The 19,451-nt window shown below is 60.7% G+C and carries 21 protein-coding genes; 9 read left to right on the top strand and 12 right to left on the bottom strand.

Annotated features, from left to right (window positions below; all coding sequences use genetic code 11):
* Nucleotides 1-41: 41 nt before the first annotated feature.
* Nucleotides 42-911, top strand: a complete 870-nt coding sequence (locus tag AC1D35_RS09335; protein ID WP_477855301.1) for an acyl-CoA thioester hydrolase/BAAT C-terminal domain-containing protein — start codon at nucleotides 42-44, stop codon at nucleotides 909-911.
* A 15-nt stretch (nucleotides 912-926) separates the two neighbouring features.
* Here AC1D35_RS09335 and chrA read toward each other — a convergent pair whose 3' ends face one another.
* From chrA to AC1D35_RS09320, 3 genes are all read right to left on the bottom strand, one after another.
* Nucleotides 927-2,138: a chromate efflux transporter gene (chrA, locus tag AC1D35_RS09330; RefSeq protein ID WP_477938545.1), complete on the bottom strand. Its 1,212-nt coding sequence runs from the start codon at nucleotides 2,136-2,138 to the stop codon at nucleotides 927-929.
* A 136-nt stretch (nucleotides 2,139-2,274) separates the two neighbouring features.
* Nucleotides 2,275-3,180, bottom strand: coding sequence for an EamA family transporter (locus tag AC1D35_RS09325; RefSeq protein WP_113308343.1), 906 nt, complete (start codon nucleotides 3,178-3,180; stop codon nucleotides 2,275-2,277).
* A 161-nt stretch (nucleotides 3,181-3,341) separates the two neighbouring features.
* Nucleotides 3,342-4,826, bottom strand: coding sequence for a DUF1254 domain-containing protein (locus AC1D35_RS09320; RefSeq protein WP_477855299.1), 1,485 nt, complete (start codon nucleotides 4,824-4,826; stop codon nucleotides 3,342-3,344).
* A 286-nt stretch (nucleotides 4,827-5,112) separates the two neighbouring features.
* Between AC1D35_RS09320 and AC1D35_RS09315 the strand changes: the two genes are divergently transcribed.
* The 3 genes from AC1D35_RS09315 to AC1D35_RS09305 all read left to right on the top strand — a co-directional run bounded on the left by AC1D35_RS09315 (nucleotide 5,113) and on the right by AC1D35_RS09305 (nucleotide 6,872).
* Entirely contained in the window at nucleotides 5,113-5,748 is a 636-nt protein-coding gene (locus AC1D35_RS09315; RefSeq protein ID WP_113308345.1) for a LysE family translocator, read from the top strand.
* Nucleotides 5,749-5,866: 118 nt separating this feature from the next.
* On the top strand, nucleotides 5,867-6,289 hold the full coding sequence (locus tag AC1D35_RS09310; RefSeq protein WP_113308346.1) for a hypothetical protein: 423 nt from the start codon (nucleotides 5,867-5,869) through the stop codon (nucleotides 6,287-6,289).
* A gap of 10 nt (nucleotides 6,290-6,299) precedes the next feature.
* Nucleotides 6,300-6,872, top strand: coding sequence for an OmpA family protein (locus AC1D35_RS09305; RefSeq protein WP_477855318.1), 573 nt, complete (start codon nucleotides 6,300-6,302; stop codon nucleotides 6,870-6,872).
* A 45-nt stretch (nucleotides 6,873-6,917) separates the two neighbouring features.
* Here the strand turns inward: AC1D35_RS09305 and AC1D35_RS09300 are convergent, their stop codons facing one another.
* Nucleotides 6,918-8,372: an MltF family protein gene (locus tag AC1D35_RS09300; RefSeq protein ID WP_477938537.1), complete on the bottom strand. Its 1,455-nt coding sequence runs from the start codon at nucleotides 8,370-8,372 to the stop codon at nucleotides 6,918-6,920.
* Nucleotides 8,373-8,476: 104 nt separating this feature from the next.
* The gene (locus tag AC1D35_RS09295) at nucleotides 8,477-10,141 is read right to left on the bottom strand and encodes an arylsulfatase (RefSeq protein ID WP_477938536.1); all 1,665 of its coding nucleotides are present in this window, start codon (nucleotides 10,139-10,141) and stop codon (nucleotides 8,477-8,479) included.
* A gap of 213 nt (nucleotides 10,142-10,354) precedes the next feature.
* On the opposite strand from AC1D35_RS09295, the gene AC1D35_RS09290 reads away from it, so the two are divergent.
* Entirely contained in the window at nucleotides 10,355-10,729 is a 375-nt protein-coding gene (locus AC1D35_RS09290) for an HIT domain-containing protein (RefSeq protein ID WP_113308348.1), read from the top strand.
* Between the two features lie 7 nt (nucleotides 10,730-10,736).
* On the opposite strand, the gene AC1D35_RS09285 is transcribed toward AC1D35_RS09290, so the two are convergent.
* Together AC1D35_RS09285 and AC1D35_RS09280 are read right to left on the bottom strand one after the other, a co-directional pair.
* Complete coding sequence (locus tag AC1D35_RS09285) at nucleotides 10,737-11,192, bottom strand: MarR family winged helix-turn-helix transcriptional regulator (protein ID WP_113308349.1); 456 nt, start codon at nucleotides 11,190-11,192, stop codon at nucleotides 10,737-10,739.
* A 25-nt stretch (nucleotides 11,193-11,217) separates the two neighbouring features.
* Entirely contained in the window at nucleotides 11,218-11,664 is a 447-nt protein-coding gene (locus AC1D35_RS09280) for a MarR family transcriptional regulator (RefSeq protein WP_113308350.1), read from the bottom strand.
* A gap of 85 nt (nucleotides 11,665-11,749) precedes the next feature.
* On the opposite strand from AC1D35_RS09280, the gene AC1D35_RS09275 reads away from it, so the two are divergent.
* On the top strand, nucleotides 11,750-13,567 hold the full coding sequence (locus tag AC1D35_RS09275) for a chloride channel protein (protein ID WP_113308351.1): 1,818 nt from the start codon (nucleotides 11,750-11,752) through the stop codon (nucleotides 13,565-13,567).
* Between the two features lie 89 nt (nucleotides 13,568-13,656).
* Here AC1D35_RS09275 and AC1D35_RS09270 read toward each other — a convergent pair whose 3' ends face one another.
* Nucleotides 13,657-15,075, bottom strand: a complete 1,419-nt coding sequence (locus tag AC1D35_RS09270) for an MFS transporter (RefSeq protein ID WP_477938535.1) — start codon at nucleotides 15,073-15,075, stop codon at nucleotides 13,657-13,659.
* 131 nt (nucleotides 15,076-15,206) lie between these two features.
* Between AC1D35_RS09270 and AC1D35_RS09265 the strand changes: the two genes are divergently transcribed.
* Nucleotides 15,207-16,136 (top strand): LysR family transcriptional regulator, encoded by a 930-nt coding sequence (locus tag AC1D35_RS09265; protein ID WP_113308405.1) that lies wholly within the window; start codon nucleotides 15,207-15,209, stop codon nucleotides 16,134-16,136.
* A 171-nt stretch (nucleotides 16,137-16,307) separates the two neighbouring features.
* Here AC1D35_RS09265 and AC1D35_RS09260 read toward each other — a convergent pair whose 3' ends face one another.
* Complete coding sequence (locus AC1D35_RS09260) at nucleotides 16,308-16,505, bottom strand: hypothetical protein (protein WP_113308353.1); 198 nt, start codon at nucleotides 16,503-16,505, stop codon at nucleotides 16,308-16,310.
* A 255-nt stretch (nucleotides 16,506-16,760) separates the two neighbouring features.
* Between AC1D35_RS09260 and AC1D35_RS09255 the strand changes: the two genes are divergently transcribed.
* Nucleotides 16,761-16,976 carry a hypothetical protein gene (locus AC1D35_RS09255; RefSeq protein WP_477938534.1) on the top strand — a complete coding sequence of 72 codons (216 nt, stop codon included), beginning with the start codon at nucleotides 16,761-16,763 and terminating at the stop codon, nucleotides 16,974-16,976.
* Nucleotides 16,977-16,989: 13 nt separating this feature from the next.
* On the opposite strand, the gene AC1D35_RS09250 is transcribed toward AC1D35_RS09255, so the two are convergent.
* Together AC1D35_RS09250 and AC1D35_RS09245 are read right to left on the bottom strand one after the other, a co-directional pair.
* A complete protein-coding gene (locus AC1D35_RS09250; protein WP_113301137.1) occupies nucleotides 16,990-17,301 on the bottom strand; it encodes a hypothetical protein in 312 nt (103 codons plus the stop codon).
* 113 nt (nucleotides 17,302-17,414) lie between these two features.
* Nucleotides 17,415-18,305 (bottom strand): LysR substrate-binding domain-containing protein, encoded by an 891-nt coding sequence (locus AC1D35_RS09245; RefSeq protein ID WP_477855317.1) that lies wholly within the window; start codon nucleotides 18,303-18,305, stop codon nucleotides 17,415-17,417.
* A gap of 130 nt (nucleotides 18,306-18,435) precedes the next feature.
* Between AC1D35_RS09245 and AC1D35_RS09240 the strand changes: the two genes are divergently transcribed.
* Nucleotides 18,436-18,828 (top strand): RidA family protein, encoded by a 393-nt coding sequence (locus AC1D35_RS09240; protein WP_113301064.1) that lies wholly within the window; start codon nucleotides 18,436-18,438, stop codon nucleotides 18,826-18,828.
* A gap of 9 nt (nucleotides 18,829-18,837) precedes the next feature.
* Here AC1D35_RS09240 and AC1D35_RS09235 read toward each other — a convergent pair whose 3' ends face one another.
* Nucleotides 18,838-19,407, bottom strand: coding sequence for a sulfite exporter TauE/SafE family protein (locus AC1D35_RS09235; protein ID WP_477938544.1), 570 nt, complete (start codon nucleotides 19,405-19,407; stop codon nucleotides 18,838-18,840).
* Nucleotides 19,408-19,451: the final 44 nt, after the last annotated feature.

Below are 19,451 nucleotides of genomic sequence, written 5' to 3'. Positions count from 1 at the left end.
TTCCAGTCGAGAACCACTCCATAATTCAACAGGATGTCAGTATGGTAACAGGCGCGATGGCCGGCTGTAAAATCGAACGGCTCGAAGGCTGGATCAACGGGGTGTTCGTCTCCCGGCCGGATGCAGGCGAGACCGGCGTCGTCGTGCTCAGTGGTTCCAGCGGCAGAGTGGATATCGATCGTGCCAGACTGCTTGCCGAGTCTGGCGCGCAGGCGCTGGCGCTGCAATGGTTCGGTGGTCCCGGTCAGTCGCCCGGCATCTGCGAAATCCCGCTGGAGACCTTCGCCGACGCTACGGACTACCTGATTGCGCGGGGCTGCCGGCGCATCGTCTTCGTCGGAACCTCGAAAGGCGCCGAAGCGGCCCTGCTTGTCGCCACCCTGGACCCGCGCGTCGATGACGTTATTGCGATCAGCCCGACCTCGGTCGTCTGGGGCAATATCGGTCCCGGCAAGGACGGCATTGCCTGGCCGGAACGCTCATCCTGGTCCTGGAAGGGAAAGCCGCTGGATTTCGTTCCTGCCGACCTCGCCTGGGAACGGATTGATCGCGATGGGCTGGTGTCCTATCGCTCCTTCTTCGAACAGTGCCTGGCGAGGGACGAGGAAACCCTGCGGCGCGCGCGGATTCCCGTCGAAAAAGCCGCCGCGAACCTTGTGCTCGTGGCTGGCGGAGACGATGCGCTCTGGCCATCGGACAGCTTCGCCGGCGCGCTTGCCCACCGGCGGGAAGACAGTGGCAGGCCTGTGTCACTGATCGTTGACCCCGAGGCAGGTCATCGCGTGCTGCTCCCCGGCGAGACGACGCCTCGCTCCAGCCTTCGTGCCCATGGCGGCACCGACATTGCGGATGCAAGGCTTGGTCTGATGGCATGGGCGGCGATCGAAGCCGCCTTGCTGAAGAAGGATTGACTGGCCCGATACGGTTCAGGCGGAAAGCTGCAGCAGGATCGCACTCGTTGCCATCAGCACCACGACGATCCATGGCGGCGCCTTCCAGACCACCAGCAGCAGGAAGCCGGACAGGGCAAGGGCAAAATCGGCCGATGTGAGGACCGCGCTTGTCCATACCGGATTGTAGAGGGCCGTACCTAAGACGCCGACCACAGCCGCGTTTGCGCCACGCATGGCCGCCTGCGCCAGCGGATAGGTGCTGAGCCTGTCCCAGAAAGGCAGGGTGCCGAGCAGCAGCAGAAAGCCCGGCAGAAAGATGGCGACCAGAGAGATGGCTGCGCCTGTGACACCATTGGGAGACGGACCTGTCACCGCCCCGAGATAGGCGGAAAACGTGAAGAGCGGACCGGGCACCGCCTGCGCAACACCATAACCGGCAAGAAACGCGTTTTCCGAAACCCAGCCCGGCCGCACCACCTCCGTCTCGAGCAGCGGCAGGACGACATGTCCGCCACCGAACACCAGAGCACCCGAGCGATAGAAGGCATCGAAAAGGCGCAGCCCTTGCGAATCCATGATGGAAACGATGAGCGGCAAACCGAACAGCAGGAGCAGGAACGCCAGCAGACAGGTGACGCCAGCAGATCTCGATATTCCGAACGAAAAATCTGTCCGTTGCTCGACCGCGGCCCCACGACAAAGGGCGAGCCCTGAAACGGCACCCAGGACGATGGCTGCGAGCTGACCGAGCGCCCCCGCTGATATCACGATGAAAATGGCGGCCAGCGCGATGCCGGCGCGCGGCCTGTCGGGTGTCAGCGATCGGGCCATGCCCCAGACGGCTTGTGCAACGACAGCGACGGCAACGAGCTTCAATCCGTGCAGCAGACCCTGCCCGAGAGGATTGTCGAGCGCGGTGGCGGCGGTTGCGAAGATGAACAGGATCAGCGCGGATGGGAGCGTGAATGCGCTCCACGCTGCAAGCGCCCCCAGTGGCCCGCCGCGCAGCAGGCCCATGGCAAAGCCGACCTGGCTCGATGCAGGACCGGGAAGGAACTGACAGAGGGYGACGAGATCGGCATAGCCCTTCTCGTCGATCCATTTGCGCCGCGTGACGAGCTCGTCGCGGAAATAGCCGAGATGCGCGATCGGTCCGCCGAACGAGGTGAGGCCAAGCTTCAGGAAGGCGCCGAAGACCTCCGCAGGCGTGCCTGCCGATGGAACAGCCGTCTGCTCCTCAGTCATTTCCTTCGCATCCACGCCAATATCCCCCATTGTGCCGACCCGTATCCTCATCATCAATGACGGCACGATGACAACAGGTGATTTTCGATGTCAGTCGAATAAACCGTTGCAGATCTTGTGGTCCTGGAGGCGCGGATCAGGCAGCCTGACGGAACCGCCTTCGTGTGGGCAGCGTCATCGCGATGACACCGGCCATGACGCAGGCAAGACCRAGGCCTGCCGTGGAAGACAGCGTTTCGCCGAGGAAGATCACACCGATCGCAACGCCGATCGGGACCCTCAGATAGGCCTGGGCCGTGGCACCCACCGAACCGAGCGTCTGCACGAGACGGAAATAGATCACGAAGGCGAGCGCGGTCGAGAAGACGGAGAGCGCAAGGAGCGCCTGCAGCGAATGGAGGCTCGGCTGCAACGTCCAGGGATGATCGACGATGACGCTGACCGGGAGGAGAATCACCGCGCCTGATATCAGCGAGCCGGCAGCCGGCATCATTGGGTCGAGCCCTCTGAAATTCCGCCCGAAGACCGCGGCACCCGCATAGCAGATCGTGGCGGTGACGATCGCAAGCTGAGCCCAGAGTGCCTGTCCGATGCTGCCGAGCGCACCGACGCCGATGATCAGGGCAGTTCCGATCAATCCCGCCGACACGCCGAAAAGCTTGCGGGCTGTGAGCGCTTCATGCCGGGTGATCAGCGCCGTGATCAGAAAGGCAAAGATCGGCGTCGTGGAATTCAGGATTGCGGCAAGACCGGCATCGGTCGTTCGTTCGGCCCAGGCGATCAGCGTAAAGGGCAAGACGCTGTTGAGGCAGGCTTGAAACAGAAAGTAGACCCATGTCTTTCGGTCGCGGGGCAGCTTGAGGCCACGCCAGCCGATGATGGCGAGAAGCAGCCCGCCGGCGATGAATGTCCGTGCTGCCACCAGCGTGACCGGTGGAATGGTTTCGACGCCGATCTTGATGAAAGTGTAGGAGGCTCCCCACAGCGTCGAAAGCGCCAGGAGCAGCGCCAGTTCCGTTGTCAGCGTCGTCGTCTTTTCCATCACAGTCGCATTCCCTGACGTTCAAAACCGACCGCCTGTTTAATGGCTGCGGCCGCGAAATGCTTCGATGCGGAACGAACTATCGATGGAAAAGAAAGGCTCGGTGGTGCGCGCCATGGTTCATGGCGCGCACCGCCAAGCCTCCGATGCATTTGGCCTTGTCACTGAGCAGCGAGCGGAGCCGCCGGAGCCGCACGCGTCACCGGTGGCGGGTTCCACTTGCCGATCAGCGCGCTACCCTTCGGCGCATAGAGCCTCATCGTCAGATTATACGGGCCGTTCGGCGCCGGCAGCCAGTTCCATTCCTTGTCCTTGCCGGGGCTTTCCGTCTGGAAATAGAGGTCGAGCGAGCCGTCCGCGTTGAACTGGAACGGCATCCAGCTGCTGACCGCGAAACGGTTGAGCGGGTTGGCGACCTGGAAGCCGTCACTGTCATAGAGGGTGACCGACCAGAAAGCGTTGACTGGTGGAATGTTCTCCTTTTCGAAGTGGATCGTGTAATTGCTTCGCCCGTCCAGCGGGTTGCCGGTTTCATCCGCAAGATTCAGCGGATAGATGGCGTCTTCAGGCAGATTGGCGCCAAGCCCCTGTTGCGCTATGATCGCGCGTTTCAGGTAGTAATTGCCATAAACGCCCATCGTGTCCGTATTCATCGACCAGCCATTGACCACGCGTGCCAACGTCTTCAGCTTCCAGCCCATGAGCGCTTGCGCATCCTGCGGCGCCGTCTTCAGCGCTTTCTGGACGACAGGATCGGCCTTGGAAAGATCGAAGCTCTTGCCGGGCTCGATGCCGATCCGCTTCATGCGGGCAATGATCGGCTGATCGGTGCTGTGCGGCGGATGAAGTTTCAGGAGTTCGGCAGAGTAAGCGAAATAGTCTTCCGCCGAAGCCGTATCGGCCTGCGTCTTCGGCGGCGTCTTCATGTCGACGGAAGGGTCTACCTTGACCGCGGCCGGCTTGGCGTCTTTGCCCCACTGCGACAGCGGGGTGATCTTGTAGCCGTCCTGGACCTTGTGAACGGCATCGTAGTCGTCAGGGCCATCGGTTTTGGTGCGGCCGATGATCCAGACATAGGGCGTCGGAGCATCGATCCGTTCAGTCCCATCAGGCAGCTTGAATTCGCCGAACGTATCGTGAAGCTCGGGCCTCCATCCGGGCGAGGCAATCAAGAAGTTTCCGGCTGACGTTCCGGTCGTTCGCCAACCCGGCGCGGCAAACACATCCGTCCACATGTCCAGCATCGGCAGGAGGTAATAGCGACCGCCGGTATCCGGTGCGGTAACCACCACCGGCTCCTTCGTGAGATCAAGCCAGCCGCTCGAATAGAGCGTATCGAAATTCGGCCGGACTACGGCCTTCATGTCCGCCGCCGGAAATGCGCGGACATTGGCGAAGCGGTTGGCCGGACCGCCAATCGCTCCCTCCTTCGGTTCCATGTTGGTCAGCTGCTTGCGCGTGATATCCATCGATATCAACGGATAAAAATAGACATAGGCTTCGATGCCGATCTCACGCGCTTCCTCTTCGGTCAGGGAAGCGGCCCCGGCCTCAGAGGGGGCCGAAATGGCCATCGAAGCAATTGCCAGGAAAGCGAACGAGATAGGCGTTCGCAACAGGCGTCTGATCCCAAACTGGATTGTCATGTGCGTTTCCCCCGGAACGAAATGAAAAACCCGGCAGGGCCTCGATTGATGCCGACGCATCTTTGGCAAGGCCAGGATAGCGAAGGTACTGAGGACTTGCTGAGCGATCAAAGCGAAACATACGGGGCGAATCTCCGGAAGTAAGTTACAGTAAACGGCGCCGTAAATGGTCAGGATACATGGATCTGTGCTTTGATCCGGAGCAGGATATTGGCTTTCATTGAAGGCCCTTCCGCAAATGTCAGGTGAATGCCATAACTCGATTCCTGACACGGAGGAGGACGATATGACTGAGATGACCGTTCTTGCATTTGCGCTTGTGGCATTCATCGGCATCGCTACACCCGGCCCGACCGTGCTTCTGGCCCTGACGAACGGCTCGAAATTCGGGGTGCGCCGGGCGATATCGGGCATGATCGGCGCAGTCATGTCCGACTTCGTGCTGATCGGCGCAGTCGCACTGGGTCTTGGTGCCCTGCTCGCCGCCTCGGAATTCTGGTTCACCGTCGTTAAATGGGTGGGTGTCTGCTACCTCGCCTTCCTGGGTGTCATGCTGCTGCGCTCCAAGGGGACGCTGGATGTTTCGCTGCGCTCTGAAAGCGGCAATGCGTCCGCTTCGCCGGTGACGATTTTCCTGAAGAGCTTTCTCGTCGCCGTCACCAACCCCAAGGGCTACCTGTTCTTCTCGGCCTTCCTGCCGCAATTCATCGATCCCGCCGGTCCGCAGGTCGAGCAATATGCCATGCTCGCCCTCGTCTTTGCCGCCATCGATTTCATGGTCATGTTCGGCTACGCATTGCTCGGCTCGCAGGCCGTCCGGCTGTTGCGGAAGTCGGGCGCGCTCTGGCTCGACCGTATCTGTGGCGGCGCTTTGCTGACGCTTGCCGGCTCGTTGGCACTCTATCGGCGGGCCAGCGTGTAACTACCCCGAATTTACGGGTCTGATTTACGGTAACGTACTTATCCGAACTCGCCCGATCTGCATTCAATAAGCCTCGAGGGGACGCCATTCCGGCGGCCGCAGCAGGAGGGCTTGCGGCATGCGGAAAGGACCGAAACTGATTGGTGCGGCGGCGATCGCCGCCATTGCCTGGACGGGTGCCGCAAAGGCCGACACCATCAGCTATGCCGACGCGATCACGGTGCTCGCGAAAGATTGCGGTGCCGATATCAGGAAGTTCTGCAAGGGGATGAATCTCGGCAATAACAGGATTGCCGATTGCCTCGCGCAGAACTCCGCCAAGGTATCGCCGACCTGCACAACCACACTTGCGAGCGTGGCGGCATCGATCCAGAAGCGCGAACAGGCGCAGTCCTCATATAAAAAGGTCTGCGCCACCGACATGGCGCGGCGCTGCAACGGCGTGAAGGGCGACGGCTACATTCTTGCATGCCTCGCCGGCAAGACAAAAACGGTCAGCAATCAATGCAGCCAGACGATATCAGATGCGGGCTGGAGGTAAGGTCATGACGATGAGAAAAACCGCCCTCGCCGGCCTTGCCGCCGCCTTCCTCGTCCCTGCGCTTGCGCTCGCACAGCAGGTCTCCGAACAACGCATTATCAACGGGCTCGGCAAGCTGCAGGGGGCAGCGCCCATCGTCGATGTCGAACTGCTCAGGCAGGAGGCCATGAACGGGTCCGGAAAACAGATGTCCGGCCTGCCGAACTGGAGCAAGGTCGCGCGCCTGCCCCAGATGGTGGTCGAGATCGCCTTTGCTAATGATTCCGTTGCCATCGAGCCCGAATCCTACCGCACGCTCGGTATGATCGCCGATGCACTGCACCACCCGAACCTCTGGGCCTACAAGTTCCTCGTCGTCGGCCATACGAGTTCGACCGGCACTGACCAGCATAATCTCGACCTCAGCCAGCAGCGGGCCGAGGCGATCAAGGAGATTCTCTCGACCACCTTCGCCGTCGATGCCGGGCGTCTCTATGCGGTCGGGGTCGGCGAATATTTCCCGATCGAGGGCTCGAAATCGGAGGCCGCCGATAACAGGCGCGTCCAGCTCTACAATCTCGGCGTCTTCACGCGCAAACCCTAAGGAAGAGACCCACCGTGCTGCTGATTCCAACAGCCGGCGGCACGGTTATTTCTGGACAGGCTGGCCAGCATTTGTCCGCTCCCCCATGCGCGCCACGAGCAGCGAATAGGCCACGTAATATTTATAGATGTTGCTGACATATTGAACGGTTTCCCGCCCGACGATCTCGGAGGCGGCATTCTCCACATTGCCGAACCAGACATTGGGGTCGAGGCCCATCGCCTTTGCCTTGTCGCGAAACTTGTGCAGGTTGCCAGGCCCGGCATTATAGGCGGCGAAGGCGAAAAGCTGCCGGTCTTTGGCGTCCAGACCGTCATCGTCGATATAGGTGTCGATCAGGTGGCGCAGATATTTGGCGCCCGCCTCGACATTGCGATCAGGGTCCTTGTCGATGCCGCTGATGCCGATCACCTTGTCCTTCGCCGTCGAAGGCAGCATCTGCATGATGCCGACGGCGCCGCGCGGCGAGCGACGTGACTGGTCGAGCTGCGATTCCTGATAGCCCTGCGCCATCAGCATCAGATAGTCGAAGGAATAGCTGCCGCCGTATTTGCGGAAGATCTCCACCAGCGTCTGGAAGCGGGCGACGTCGGAGGGCGAATAGGCGCGCTTGATGATCTTGTCCTGCTTGTAAAAGGTGTTGCGCAGGATATTGCCGAAAGTCGTGCCGACCTTGTGCGTCGCGACGAAGGCGTTCAGTTCCGCCTTCAGCTCCGGGCTGTTCTTGCGGATCGCCCAGGCGATCTTGCCCTCGGAGGACAGCACGATATCCTGGCGCACCTTCATGTCGGCAAAGACATGCGACCAGATATTCCCCTTGTAGGCGTCGACGACCGTGAACGGCAGAAGCTCGGCATTGACCATCTCCATCAGGTCCTCGTCTTCGAGGCTTTCATCCATCACATGGATGCCGATCTCGGGTTTTCCTGCTGCGGTCAACTCCTTGTTGCGGACCAGAAGATGCTCGTAATAGCTGCTGGAGGCGCGCACCGCGATATGCTGGCCCGAGAGATCGTCGAGGCTGGCGATCGCCGGGCTGTTGGGAGCGGCGACCAGCACCTCCTCGGCATTTTCATAAAGCGGATCGGCGAAATCCACCTGCTTCAGCCGCTCGTCGGTGATCGTCAGGTTGGCCATGACGATATCGCCATAGCCCTCGTTCAGCGCGTCGAGCAGCCTGTCGCGCGCCATCGGCACGAAGACGATGTTGACGCGGTCGATCTGCTTCTTGCTGTTCTTGTTGAGGACCTTTTCGAGCTCCAGCCCGAACTGCACCGCCGTGCCATACTGGCGGCCCTTGTCGACGAAATAGATCGTCTTGCTGTAGGGCACGAGCACGCGCACGATGCGGCGTTCTTTCATCTTGCCGAGATCGATCACGTGCTTGTCGATAAGATCAGGCTTCTGCACCGGCGCCGGGGTCTCGGCCGAAGCCGGCCTTGTCCCCAGCGACACGGCGGCCAGAACGAGGACGAACAATATCTTCAAAAACGAGCTCATCGAGGCCTCCCCAGCATCGGCGATGAACGCATTTGTATCGCTGCGGTTTTGATCTCTTCCGTCGCGGCAGCTCCGGCTGCACTCCCGCGACGGTCTCGGGAGGACTATTGCGGCGCCAGCCGCTCCAGATCGTTCAGCCGTTTCAGGGCCGCCTGCTGACGCAGCAGGCTGTAATTGATGCCGCTCGCATTCAGCGAACTGCCCTCCTGATAGGGGTACTGATCGAAATCGGAGAAGAAGTCCTTGATCTTCGCCTGCACCGGCACGAGCAGCCACATATTGCGGGCAAGGAAGTCGACAGCGCCGCCACCCTCCTTCATTCCGCGCTCATATGGATCCATGCGCAGGTTGGCGATGTTGGCCCAGGCCGGCACCTCGCGCGTCGCGGTGGCGATATTGCCTTCGCTGTTGATCGCAAAGCTGAGCTTCCAGTCGTTCCACCTGATGGCGTTGAGATTGCCGCCTTGGTCGAAATAATAGACGGAATCACGCGGTCCGGCTTTGACTTCGCCCTTCAGCATCGGCAGCAGGTTATAACCGTCGAGATGCACCTTGAAGTTTTTGGCGCCCGACGTGAAACCGGCCTTCATCTGCTCCTTCAGATCGTCCATGCCGGCGGCAGCCGCGAAGGTCGGCATCCAGTCCATCAGCGTGACGATATCGTTGACCTCGGTTCCGGGCTTCACGACACCCGGCCAGCGCACCATCATCGGAATGCGGAAGCCGCCTTCCCAGGTCGTACCCTTTTCGCCGTGGAAAGGTGTCATCGCCCCATCCGGCCACAGGGCAATCTCGGCCCCATTGTCGGTGGTGTAGAGAACGATCGTGTTGTCGGCGATCCCGAGCTGATCCAGTTGATCGAGCAGCTGGCCGACATGGCCGTCATGCTCCACCATACCGTCGGCATGAATGCCTTTGCCCGTCTTGCCGAGAGAGTCTGGCTTCAGATGGGTGAAGATGTGCATACGTGTTGCGTTGAACCAGACGAAGAAAGGTTTCTCCGCTTTTGCCTGCCGATCGATGAAATCCTTGGCGGCGCCGAGAAATTCCTCGTCGACCGTTTCCATCCGCTTCGTGTTGAGCGCGCCGGTATCTTCGATCTTCCCATCGGCACTAGACTTGATCACGCCGCGCGGGCCGAACTGCCGGCGGAAGGCCGGGTCCTTCGGGTAGAAATAGCCTTCCGGCTCTTCCTCGGCATTCAGGTGATAGAGATTGCCGAAGAACTCGTCGAAGCCGTGTTTGGTGGGCAGGTGCTGGTCCTGGTCGCCAAGATGGTTCTTGCCGAACTGGCCGGTCGCATATCCCCTCGTCTTCATCACGTCGGCGATCGTCGGCATCCAGTCCTGGATGCCGTGCGGATCGCCCGGCATGCCGATCGTGAGAAGGCCGGTGCGGAATGGCTCCTGCCCGAGGATGAAGGAAGCACGCCCCGCCGTGCAGCTCTGCTGCCCATAGGAATCCGTGAAGATCGCCCCTTCCCTGGCGATACGGTCGATATTCGGCGTGCGGTAACCCATCAGGCCCATCGTGTATGCGCTGATCTGCGGAATGCCGATATYGTCGCCGAAGATGACGAGAATGTTCGGTGGCTTTCCCGAAGCGCCACCCTGTGCCGGCGTCGCCTGCTGCGTCTGTGCGGCAGCCTGTCCGGTTGCGGCCGATACGGCGAGAGCCGTGAGAGCCAGCGACGTGCCGCCCAGCAGAAGATCGCGGCGGCTGACGGGCACGATCGGGTCATCCTGCTTTTGAATGTCGACGTCTTTCATCGAATTCTCTCCTTGAGATGAAACCTGCACGCGAATGTTTTGTCAAATTCCATGATCGCGGAAGTACGTTACGGTAAACACTGGGCGTAAACGGCCGCGTTAACGGTCCGGGCTTTCCCTCAGGCCCTTGATATCAGCCTGTCACATATCCTTCGCTACCGCGCGCTATTGCCTGCCCGTAGCAATGACTTGATATGGTCAGGAATGATGCCCATGTGCCCCTTCTGTGCCGCAAACCGTACGGAAAAAGCCCCGCCGCTCTTTTCCAACAACAGCTGCTATTTCCTCGAAACGACCGATCAGGTGCTGCAATGCTCCGGTATCATCATACCGTTCCGGCATGTCGCAACGCCCTTCGACCTGACATCAGAGGAATGGTTCGACACTTTCGACCTTCTGGAGAATGCGCGCGCCCATCTAGATAGATCCGAACCGCACGGCTACAATATCGGCTGGAATGTCGGCGAGGTTGCGGGACAGACCGTCCAGCATGCCCATCTGCATGTCATTGGCCGCTTCGCCGACGAGCCGCTTGCCGGCCACGGCATTCGCCACCACTTGAAGCAGGCCACCAACAGGCGGATCTGATTGCCTGTCAGCTCGGCCAGGGATCGTTCTTGGGGCTGTCGCCTTTCTGCAGGCTCTGCAGCATGTTGATAAGCTGCGGCGCCATCTCCCGGATTTCCGTCAGATGAATGGCGGTGAGCCGCTTCAGCGCATCATCAGCCTTTTCCGTCAGCTCCAGTGTCTGCCGCCGCTTGTCGGCCGGGTCTGTCCGGCGCGAGACATAGCCGGCAGCAACCAGCCGGCCGACGAGTTCGGTTGCCGAATGCGGCGCAATCAGCAGGCGCTCGGCAAGCAGGCCGATCGTCATCGCATCCACGCTGCGATGGCCGCGGATCGCCAGCAGCGCCTGATGCTGCTGTGCCGGCAGCCCCTCTTCCAGCGCGGCCGAAGCGCTGAAATCCATGAAGCGGCGCAGCGTATAGCGCAGGTTGGACAGCGCCTCGTAATCGGCATCCGTCAGGTCATTGTCAGGCGTTTTCACCATGCGTCCCCCAGGGCGCTTCATCCGCTCATTGCATCCATGCGGCCACTTCCATCTGCCGGTGATCCCCAAGCATGCGCAGCGCCTGCATCAGTTCCGGCGCCATCTCGCGGATCTCGTAGAGATGGGCGGGCGTCAGACGGTGCAATAGCTCTTCTGCCTGTGCTGTCAACAGGACGGCTGGCCGGCGCTTCTGTCTGACATCGATGCTGACATGGCCGGCCTCCTGCAGCGAAGCCGCCAGTTCGGCTGCTTTATCCGGCGTCAGAAAAAGCTTGTCCGAGAGATCGGACAGGGTCATGCGCCCCCCGATGCCCAACCCCTTGATGGCCAGCAGCGCCTGATGCTGCTGTCGCGTCAAGCCGAGTTTTTCGGCTGCCTTCCCGCTGAACTGGCGAAATTTGCGGATCCTGTATCTCAGGTTGGCGAGCGCTTCATATTCGATTTCGGATAGAGCGCGGTCTTTGTTCGGCATGATTCCAGCTCCTGGTTTTGGCTGTTGATTTATATCGTACTACGATATATTTGCGTCAAGAACGAAGCCGTCAACAGGACCTGCAATGCCTCCCCAAAAAAACGCACATCGCCCCCATGACTTCATGGGTGGCCTCTCCCGGCGCGAGGCCGGGGATTTCACCACGGACAAGCGCGTTCTCGCCCTCGTCGGCATGGCGCTGATCGTCGGCACGGGCGGCGCATTTGCCGCCTGGGTTCTGGTCAGCCTCATCTCGCTGGTGACGAACCTCGTCTGGTTTCACCGCTTCAGCATTGCTGCCGTCTCGATGGCTCAGGCGCCGCGCTCCGTCTGGATGGTGCTGGTCCCGGTTATCGGCGGCATCGTCATCGGCCTGATGGCCCGCTTCGGCTCCGAAAAGATCCGCGGCCACGGCATTCCCGAAGCGATCGAGGCGATCCTGATCGGCGGCAGCCGCATGTCGCCGAAGGTGGCGATCCTCAAGCCGCTCTCATCGGCGATCTCGATCGGCACCGGCGGTCCCTTCGGCGCCGAAGGCCCGATCATCATGACGGGCGGCGCGATCGGCTCGCTCTTTGCCCAGTGTTTCCATCTGAGTTCGGCCGAGCGCAAGACGCTGCTGGTCGCAGGTGCGGCCGCCGGCATGACCGCGATCTTCGGCTCGCCGATCGCCGCCATCATGCTTGCCGTCGAACTGCTGCTGTTCGAATGGAAGCCGCGAAGCTTTATCCCGGTTGCTGTCGCCGCCTGCGTGTCGGTCTGCTGGCGTCCCTTCCTGTTTCAGGCCGGCCCGCTGTTCCCGAAGCAATTCAATATGGACCTGCCCTGGTGGGGCATCCTGCTCTGCGCCGCTGTCGGCATCATCGCCGGCCTGCAATCCGGTATCCTCACGACGCTGCTCTATAAGATCGAGGATCTCTTCGAGGCCCTGCCGATCCACTGGATGTGGTGCCCGGCTCTCGGCGGTCTCTTCATCGGCCTCGGCGGCCTGATCGAGCCGCGCGCGCTCGGCGTTGGCTACGATATCATCGACGGCCTGCTGAACAGCTCAATCCTGCCGGCCGCCGTGCTGACGATCCTGCTGGTCAAGGCGGCGATCTGGCTGATTGCCCTGTCCTCGGGCACCTCGGGCGGCGTGCTTGCGCCGCTTTTGATCTTCGGCGGCGCGCTTGGCTGGCTGGTCGGCATTTTCCTTCCCGGCGATCCCGGCTTCTGGGCTCTGCTTGGCATGGCCGCCATGATGGGTGGCACGATGCGCGCGCCGCTGACGGGCACCTTCTTCGCCCTGGAACTGACAGGCGACGTTTCGGCGCTGTTGCCGCTGCTGGCGGCGACCGTCTCCGCTTATGCGGTCACGGTGCTGCTGCTGCGCCGCTCCATCCTGACGGAAAAGATCGCCCGCCGCGGCCAGCACATCACCCGCGAATACGGCATCGACCCCTTCGAGTTTTCTCGCGCCCGCGACATCATGATCAAGGAAGTCGATACTTTCCCGGCCGAGATGACGGTCGGTGAAGCGACCAGCTTCTTCGTCGCGACGCCGAAGACCCACCGCGTCTATCCCGTCGTCGACGGCAAAGGCATCGTGAAGGGGCTGGTCTCGCGCGGCGACGCGCTGCGCTGGCAGCAGGATGGTACGCTTGCCGACCAGACGCTCGGCGATCTCGTCTCCGACAGCTCGCTACCATTAGCCCATCCTGACGATACGGTCGGTTATGTCGCCGATCTGATGCTGGCGACGGATGCCGGCCGCATTCCGATCGTCGACGCGGAAAATGGGCAATTGCGCGGCCTCGTCGCCCGCAAGGACCTGCTGCGGCTGCGCCATTCGCTACGAGCGACCGAGACGGAGCGCCAGCCCTATTTCGGGCCGCGCCGGCAGATGAATGCAGGGCGCACCTGAAGCCCAAGCGCCTGATGGTATCCAGTGGAAGCCGCCGTCAGCCTGTGACGGCGGAGAGCCGCCTCAATACAGCGGATGCAGGCCCCGCCCTATGCGCGTGACCCGTTGTTGCCCCTTTGCAATGCGCGAAAGAGAAACAGACCTAGAGTAACGGCGACCAGATTATAGAGTGTCGCGACCGCGAATGCAGTCCCATAGACACCGCCGCCGCTTCCGTCGCTAATGCCGAACAGGATCACGCCGACGATCGTCACGCCGAAAGCCGAACCTGCCGTTTGTGTCGTACTGAAGACGCCTGACGCCATCCCGGCTTCGGAATTTGCTACGGTACTCAGAACCATGTTGAGCAGAAGCGGAATGATAATTCCCTGACCGAATCCCTGGAGAATCACCGAGATAGTCAACGCCCATCTCTGTCCCCCGACAAAGCCGTCGATAACCGCGATCAGCAAGCCGAAGCCGAAGATGCCCATGCCAAGTGTTGGCGCCTGATGCCGCAACTGTTTCGCTAAAGAGGCCGAAACCAGGGAGCCGGCGAAGAATGCGACTGTGGAAGGCAAAAACAGCATGGCCGCCTGTAGAGGGGTCTGGCCAAGGCCGACCTGCAAAAAGATCGTCAGCGACAGCGAGAACGAACTGATCGCCGAGAAAAACAGAAACGACGCCGACATGCCGATGGCGACACCGTCGTTCTTGAAAATCGAGGGATCAATGATCGGGACGCCGCCGCATCGCATCAAGCGGCTTTCATAGGTGATGAAGGCGACGAACAAAGGCACAGACGACAATAGGCCGATGATCGCCCACCATGGCCAATGTTGTTCCTGCCCCACCATTGCTGGCAGGAGGATTGCCGTGAGTGCGGAGGCGCCGAGTAGTGCTCCCATGAGGTCGAGCCTTGCCGATGCAGCGTCTCTGGTTTCAACAATGAACCATTTCCCGGCAATGAGGGCGTAGGCGGCGATGGGAAGGTTGACAAAGAAGATCAGGCGCCAGTCGAGGTTGCCAATGTCGAGTGCCATCAAACCGCCGCCGAGCAGTTGCGAGGCCGCACCTGCGACGCCTTGCACAGCGCCCATCACGGCAAAGGCCCGCCGACGCTCGTCACCATCGAACAATAATCGCAGCGACGCATAGACCTGCGGCATCAGCAGGGCTGCGCCGATGCCTTGCAGTGCTCGTGAGGCAATAAGGCTCCAGGGCGACAAGGCGACGCCACACAGCAGGGACGCCAGTGCAAAGATTGCCATGCCGGAGAGAAACATACGCCGCCGGCCATAGAGGTCGCCCAGCCGCGCGCCGTTGAGCAGCATGGCGCCGTAAGATACGCTGTAAGCGACCATGATCATCTGCAACTCGGCATTCGAGGCGTGCAAGTCCCGTTGAATATTCGGCAACGCCACGTTGACGATGAAAAGATCAAGGATGGTGACGAAATTTCCGGCCAGTAGCACCGCAAGTGATGAATTGGCTCCCGCCCACTGACGTTTCCTATGTATCGACTTCATCTTTTTCTCCGCCTGAAGGGAAGCAAACAGAATTGGGCTTCCTGTGGAGAAAACGATATCTTGTCTTGAATGTTGATCAATTCGGGAAAATGGACTTACATAAAGGACAAAATGTCCTTTATGGCGCGATCATGGATAGTTTCAGCAGTCTTACCGCCTTCGTTCACGCCGCCGAGCGACACAGCTATGTCGCGGCCGCCCGCGTCGCCGGTGTTTCTCCATCGGCTATCGGCAAGGCCATCGCTCGCCTCGAAGCACGGCTCGGCGTTCGGTTGTTCAACAGAACGACGCGCAATATCAGCCTGACCGAGGAAGGTTCAGCCTTTTACGAACGCTGCAAGCGCATCATCGACGACCTCCAAGATGCAGAGACAAGCATTATAGAAAGCCGGAAGCGCCCCAGGGGACGCCTGCGCATCAGCGTCGCGCATATCGTCGGTCATCACCTCCTGATGCCGATCCTGCCGGCCTTTGTGGAACGATTTCCCGAGATCGAGCTGGATATCGACTTTGAGGATCGCGTCGCCGATCTGGTGGCGGAAGGGGTGGATGTTGCCATTCGTAGCGGAGAACTCGCCGATACCGGTCTGATCGCCCGCCGTCTCGGCGAGCAGCATTTTGTGGTTTGCGGAAGTCCCGGCTATTTCGATCGCCATACGCTGCCAACCGCGCCGGCCGACCTTGCCGGGCATGCCTGCGTCCATTTCAAATATCCAACCAGCGGCCGCCTGGCGCCCTGGGCTTTTGCTCCTCCGAACGAAAAACTGATCTTGCCGAGGAGTCTGACGTTCAACAATACGGATGCCGGCTTGCGGGCCGCGCTGGATGGTTTGGGAATCGCCCACCTGCCGGTCTATGTAGCGGCAGCCCATATCCGCGGCGGATTGCTCGTTCCCGCCCTGACCTCATACATGGTCGCGTTTGGTTCATTGTCGCTCGTCTGGCCGTCAAATCGCCAATTATCGCCGAAGGTTCGGGCCTTTGTGGATTTCGTAGCCGAGCATCTCGCCGCCCGATTAGATGCTTTCCAGGCAGGTGTGGCTCCGTCGCAAGCTTCCTGATTTTTGTCGGAAATGAGCCGCCCTGAAATCGCTTGTTAAATCTTGTCTTAAATATCAAACACAAAGGCCCATTTTTCGAGGGGGCGACGACCGGGAAATGCTCGGCGTCCCGCTCGCGAAACGGTACGCCCCCTCGATGTCTCATCCAGCTCGATTGGCTTCACAGTCCCGTCAGCTCGCGACCCAGAGGATGCAGGCAAGGCCGGCAAAGAAGACGGCGAGAACCAGAGCGAGCCTGAGAAATATCCAGAGATCGTCCGTATGATCGAACGTCACCTCGGTCCTGCGCTGCGCGTTCCAGGACGGCTGAGACGGATCCACATGGCGCAAGCGCGCCTGCATGTAATAAGCCCACCAACGACCATACATCGCCTTTTCCTTTCGCGTTGTCGGAGCGGACGAAGGATCATCCGCGCCAGGCAAAGCTACTCATTCGGGCATATGTTTTCGATTGGGACGGAAGGGCGCCGGCATAGGCTTCCCATAAAGACATCCGGGCTGTCACTGGCCCGCCGGCCTTGATGCAATTCCTATATTCCCCGCCCCGCAGCAATATCGATTTCCTATGGGCTTTTCGTCAGACTCGCTCCCGCAACCCTGTCGACAATGCCAAGGAGGAAACTCATGTTCGGCCGCAGCGGCGTAACGTATCTGGCGCGTGAACGCGAAATCATTGCCCATACCCGAAGCCGCAAGGCTTATCGGCGTTTTCTGACGAGCCTGATGACCGCCGGCGTGCTGCTTGTCCTGCTGGCGGGCGCAATCGCCATTCGGCTGGTGCCGGGCAACGACAGGACCGGCATATTTTTGCAGGCAGCGGGCCATCGTGCGCGCGCATGATGGCCGCAAGGCATTACCGGCCGAGCCAGCGATATTCCTCGATCGAGGCCTTGCCGGTCTTCTTGTCGTAGAGGCAGATCAGGTTGACGTTTTTGACCTTGCTCTTGCCCTTGCCCATCGAGCCGCGCAACAGCACGGCGACCTTGCCCGTCGCATCGTCGAAGACAACAGGAGCGGTCGCCTCGGGCGTATCCATGCCCGACTGGCCGATGCAGGTGCCGTTCACCTTTGCGAAGAGCGCATTCCACGCGGCATCGCTGGAGGCGCCGGCATAGTGAGCCGAAAGCAGCATCGCGGTCGCCGCGATCGTCATTTTCTTGATCATTTTCAAACCCTTGTTGAACGGAAAGGAATCGCCCATCGCGTGGGATCTGCTTAGTGATGGGCGAGCGGGGCTAAAACAAGGCGGCGGGTGCTGCACGCGGAAACGCCGAATGATCAACCGCGCGCAATCTCCGCACGCAGCCATTCGGCCGCGGCGGGGACGCTGGCGCCAGGCGGCGGATCGATATTCATGACCATATGGTAGGTATGGCCGGGAACGGTCGGGCCAAACGGCTGGACGAGGTGCCCGGCTTGCAACTCGTCGCGCACAAGGGCCAAGCTCAACAACGCTATCCCCTGTCCGGCAACAGCAGCCTGAACGGCATGGCTTTCGTCAGAAAAATACAGTTGTCCCTGAGGCTGCGACCGGACAATACCGGCCGCCGAGTACCAGCGCTCCCAGGTGGGGTTGAGCGGGTGATTTCGCCGCCACTGAAAATGGATCAGCGGCACTCTACTCAGATCCTCGATGCTCAGTGCACCGAACAGCGGGTTGGCCACGGGCGCGAAGTCGTCGGCGAACATCACCTCAGCGCTCAGGCCGGGATAGGGCCCCCGACCGTACCGGATGGCAATATCGACGCCATTGTCCGCAAGCCCGACCGCTTCGTCCGAAGCATGCAGCTGAAGGTCGATGTCCGGATGCAAGGCATGGAAACGTGCCACCCGCGGGACTAGCCATTTGGCGGTGAACGCGTTTGTGGCTGAAATCGTCACCCTGGCGCGTTTGCGGATTTGGACCAGGCGATCGAGCGTCGCCTCGAAGGCGTCGAACCCGTCCCGCAGAACAGGGTACAGCTGCGCACCCGCCTCGGTCAGCACCACCTTGCGCACCTGCCGACCGAACAGGACGAGACCCGTATGCTCCTCCAGAGACCTGATCTGGTGGCTGATGGCTGTGGGCGTGACACTGAGTTCCGCCGCGGCCCGCTTGAAGCTCATGAGGCGGGCGGCTGCCTCGAAGGCGCGGAGAGCGGCGGAAGTCTGCGCATGATCACCATGGATGAATTAGATTCACTCGATAACTGACGATTTGGAGTTTGTCGAGGCAAGGAAACAGCCCCATTCTCTTCAGGTGGCTGAGGTCAGGAAGATGAATCCATCTCGATCATCGGCCCTCACAAGGAGTGAATCAATGCTGGAACGTATCGTCACCGAGCCGGATAATTACGCACCATTCCTGCTGTCGCAGGGAATCAGGTTCGGCAATCTCCTGTTCATTTCCGGCCAGGCCGGCGCCGATGACGGTGGTCGGATCGTCGATGGCGGTTTCCGCGCCCAGGGCGAACAGGCTTTCGCCAATCTGCGCCGCGCTTTGGAGGCCGGCGGCTCAAGCCTGAAAGACGTCATCAAGGTGACAATCTTCGTCACCGATATGGGCCATTTCCCTGATGTGGTCGAACTGCGCCGCACATATTTCTCCGAGCCCTACCCCGCCGACACGATCGCGGAGATCAAGGCGCTCTATGATCCCAAGGCCATGATCGAAATCGAAGCGATTGCCGCAATCGATGAAGGGCACGGCTGATGGGCGGTTTCAATGTGGTCCCAGACACATCCCCGCGCCGAGCAGCAGCAGGCAGATGAGAAACCAGCGGCGGAAAGTTTCAGGCGCAATCCGCCGGCGCAGCATCTGCCCCACCCCCATGCCCGCAAGCGCCGGAAGGATGGCGAGACAGGAGAGCGCCAGATCACCCGTGTTGAAGGCGCCGCGCAGCCCAAGCGATGACGCAAGCGCAATTGTGGAAATGGTGAAGGAAAGGCCCAGCGCCTGCACCAGATCGTCCTTCGCAAGCCCCAGCGCCTGCAGATAAGGCACGGCCGGAATGACGAAGACGCCTGTGCTGCCCGTCACCAGTCCAGTCACCGCACCGATGATGGGCGAAAGCCATGGCTCCATTGCCTTGGGCACGCGGAGCTCGCAGGCAAACAGCGCATAGGTCACATAGAGCACCAATACCACGCCAAGTCCTCTGGTCGTGAGGCTGGTATCGCCGCTTGTCAGCCACGCCGAACCGAGCATCGTTCCCAAAAAGATGGCCGCCGTCATGAGCCAGAACCGGCGCAGGAGCGGAAGGAAGGCCGGCCCTGCGAAAAGCTGCCAGATATTGGTAACTGACGACGGCGCGCGGCCTTCGGCTGGTCCGAAGG

The sequence above is a fragment of the Rhizobium sp. P1_E6 genome (assembly GCF_056405875.1).
Note: the sequence above shows the minus strand (reverse complement) of the source record. Positions and strands in the feature narration are given on the sequence as shown.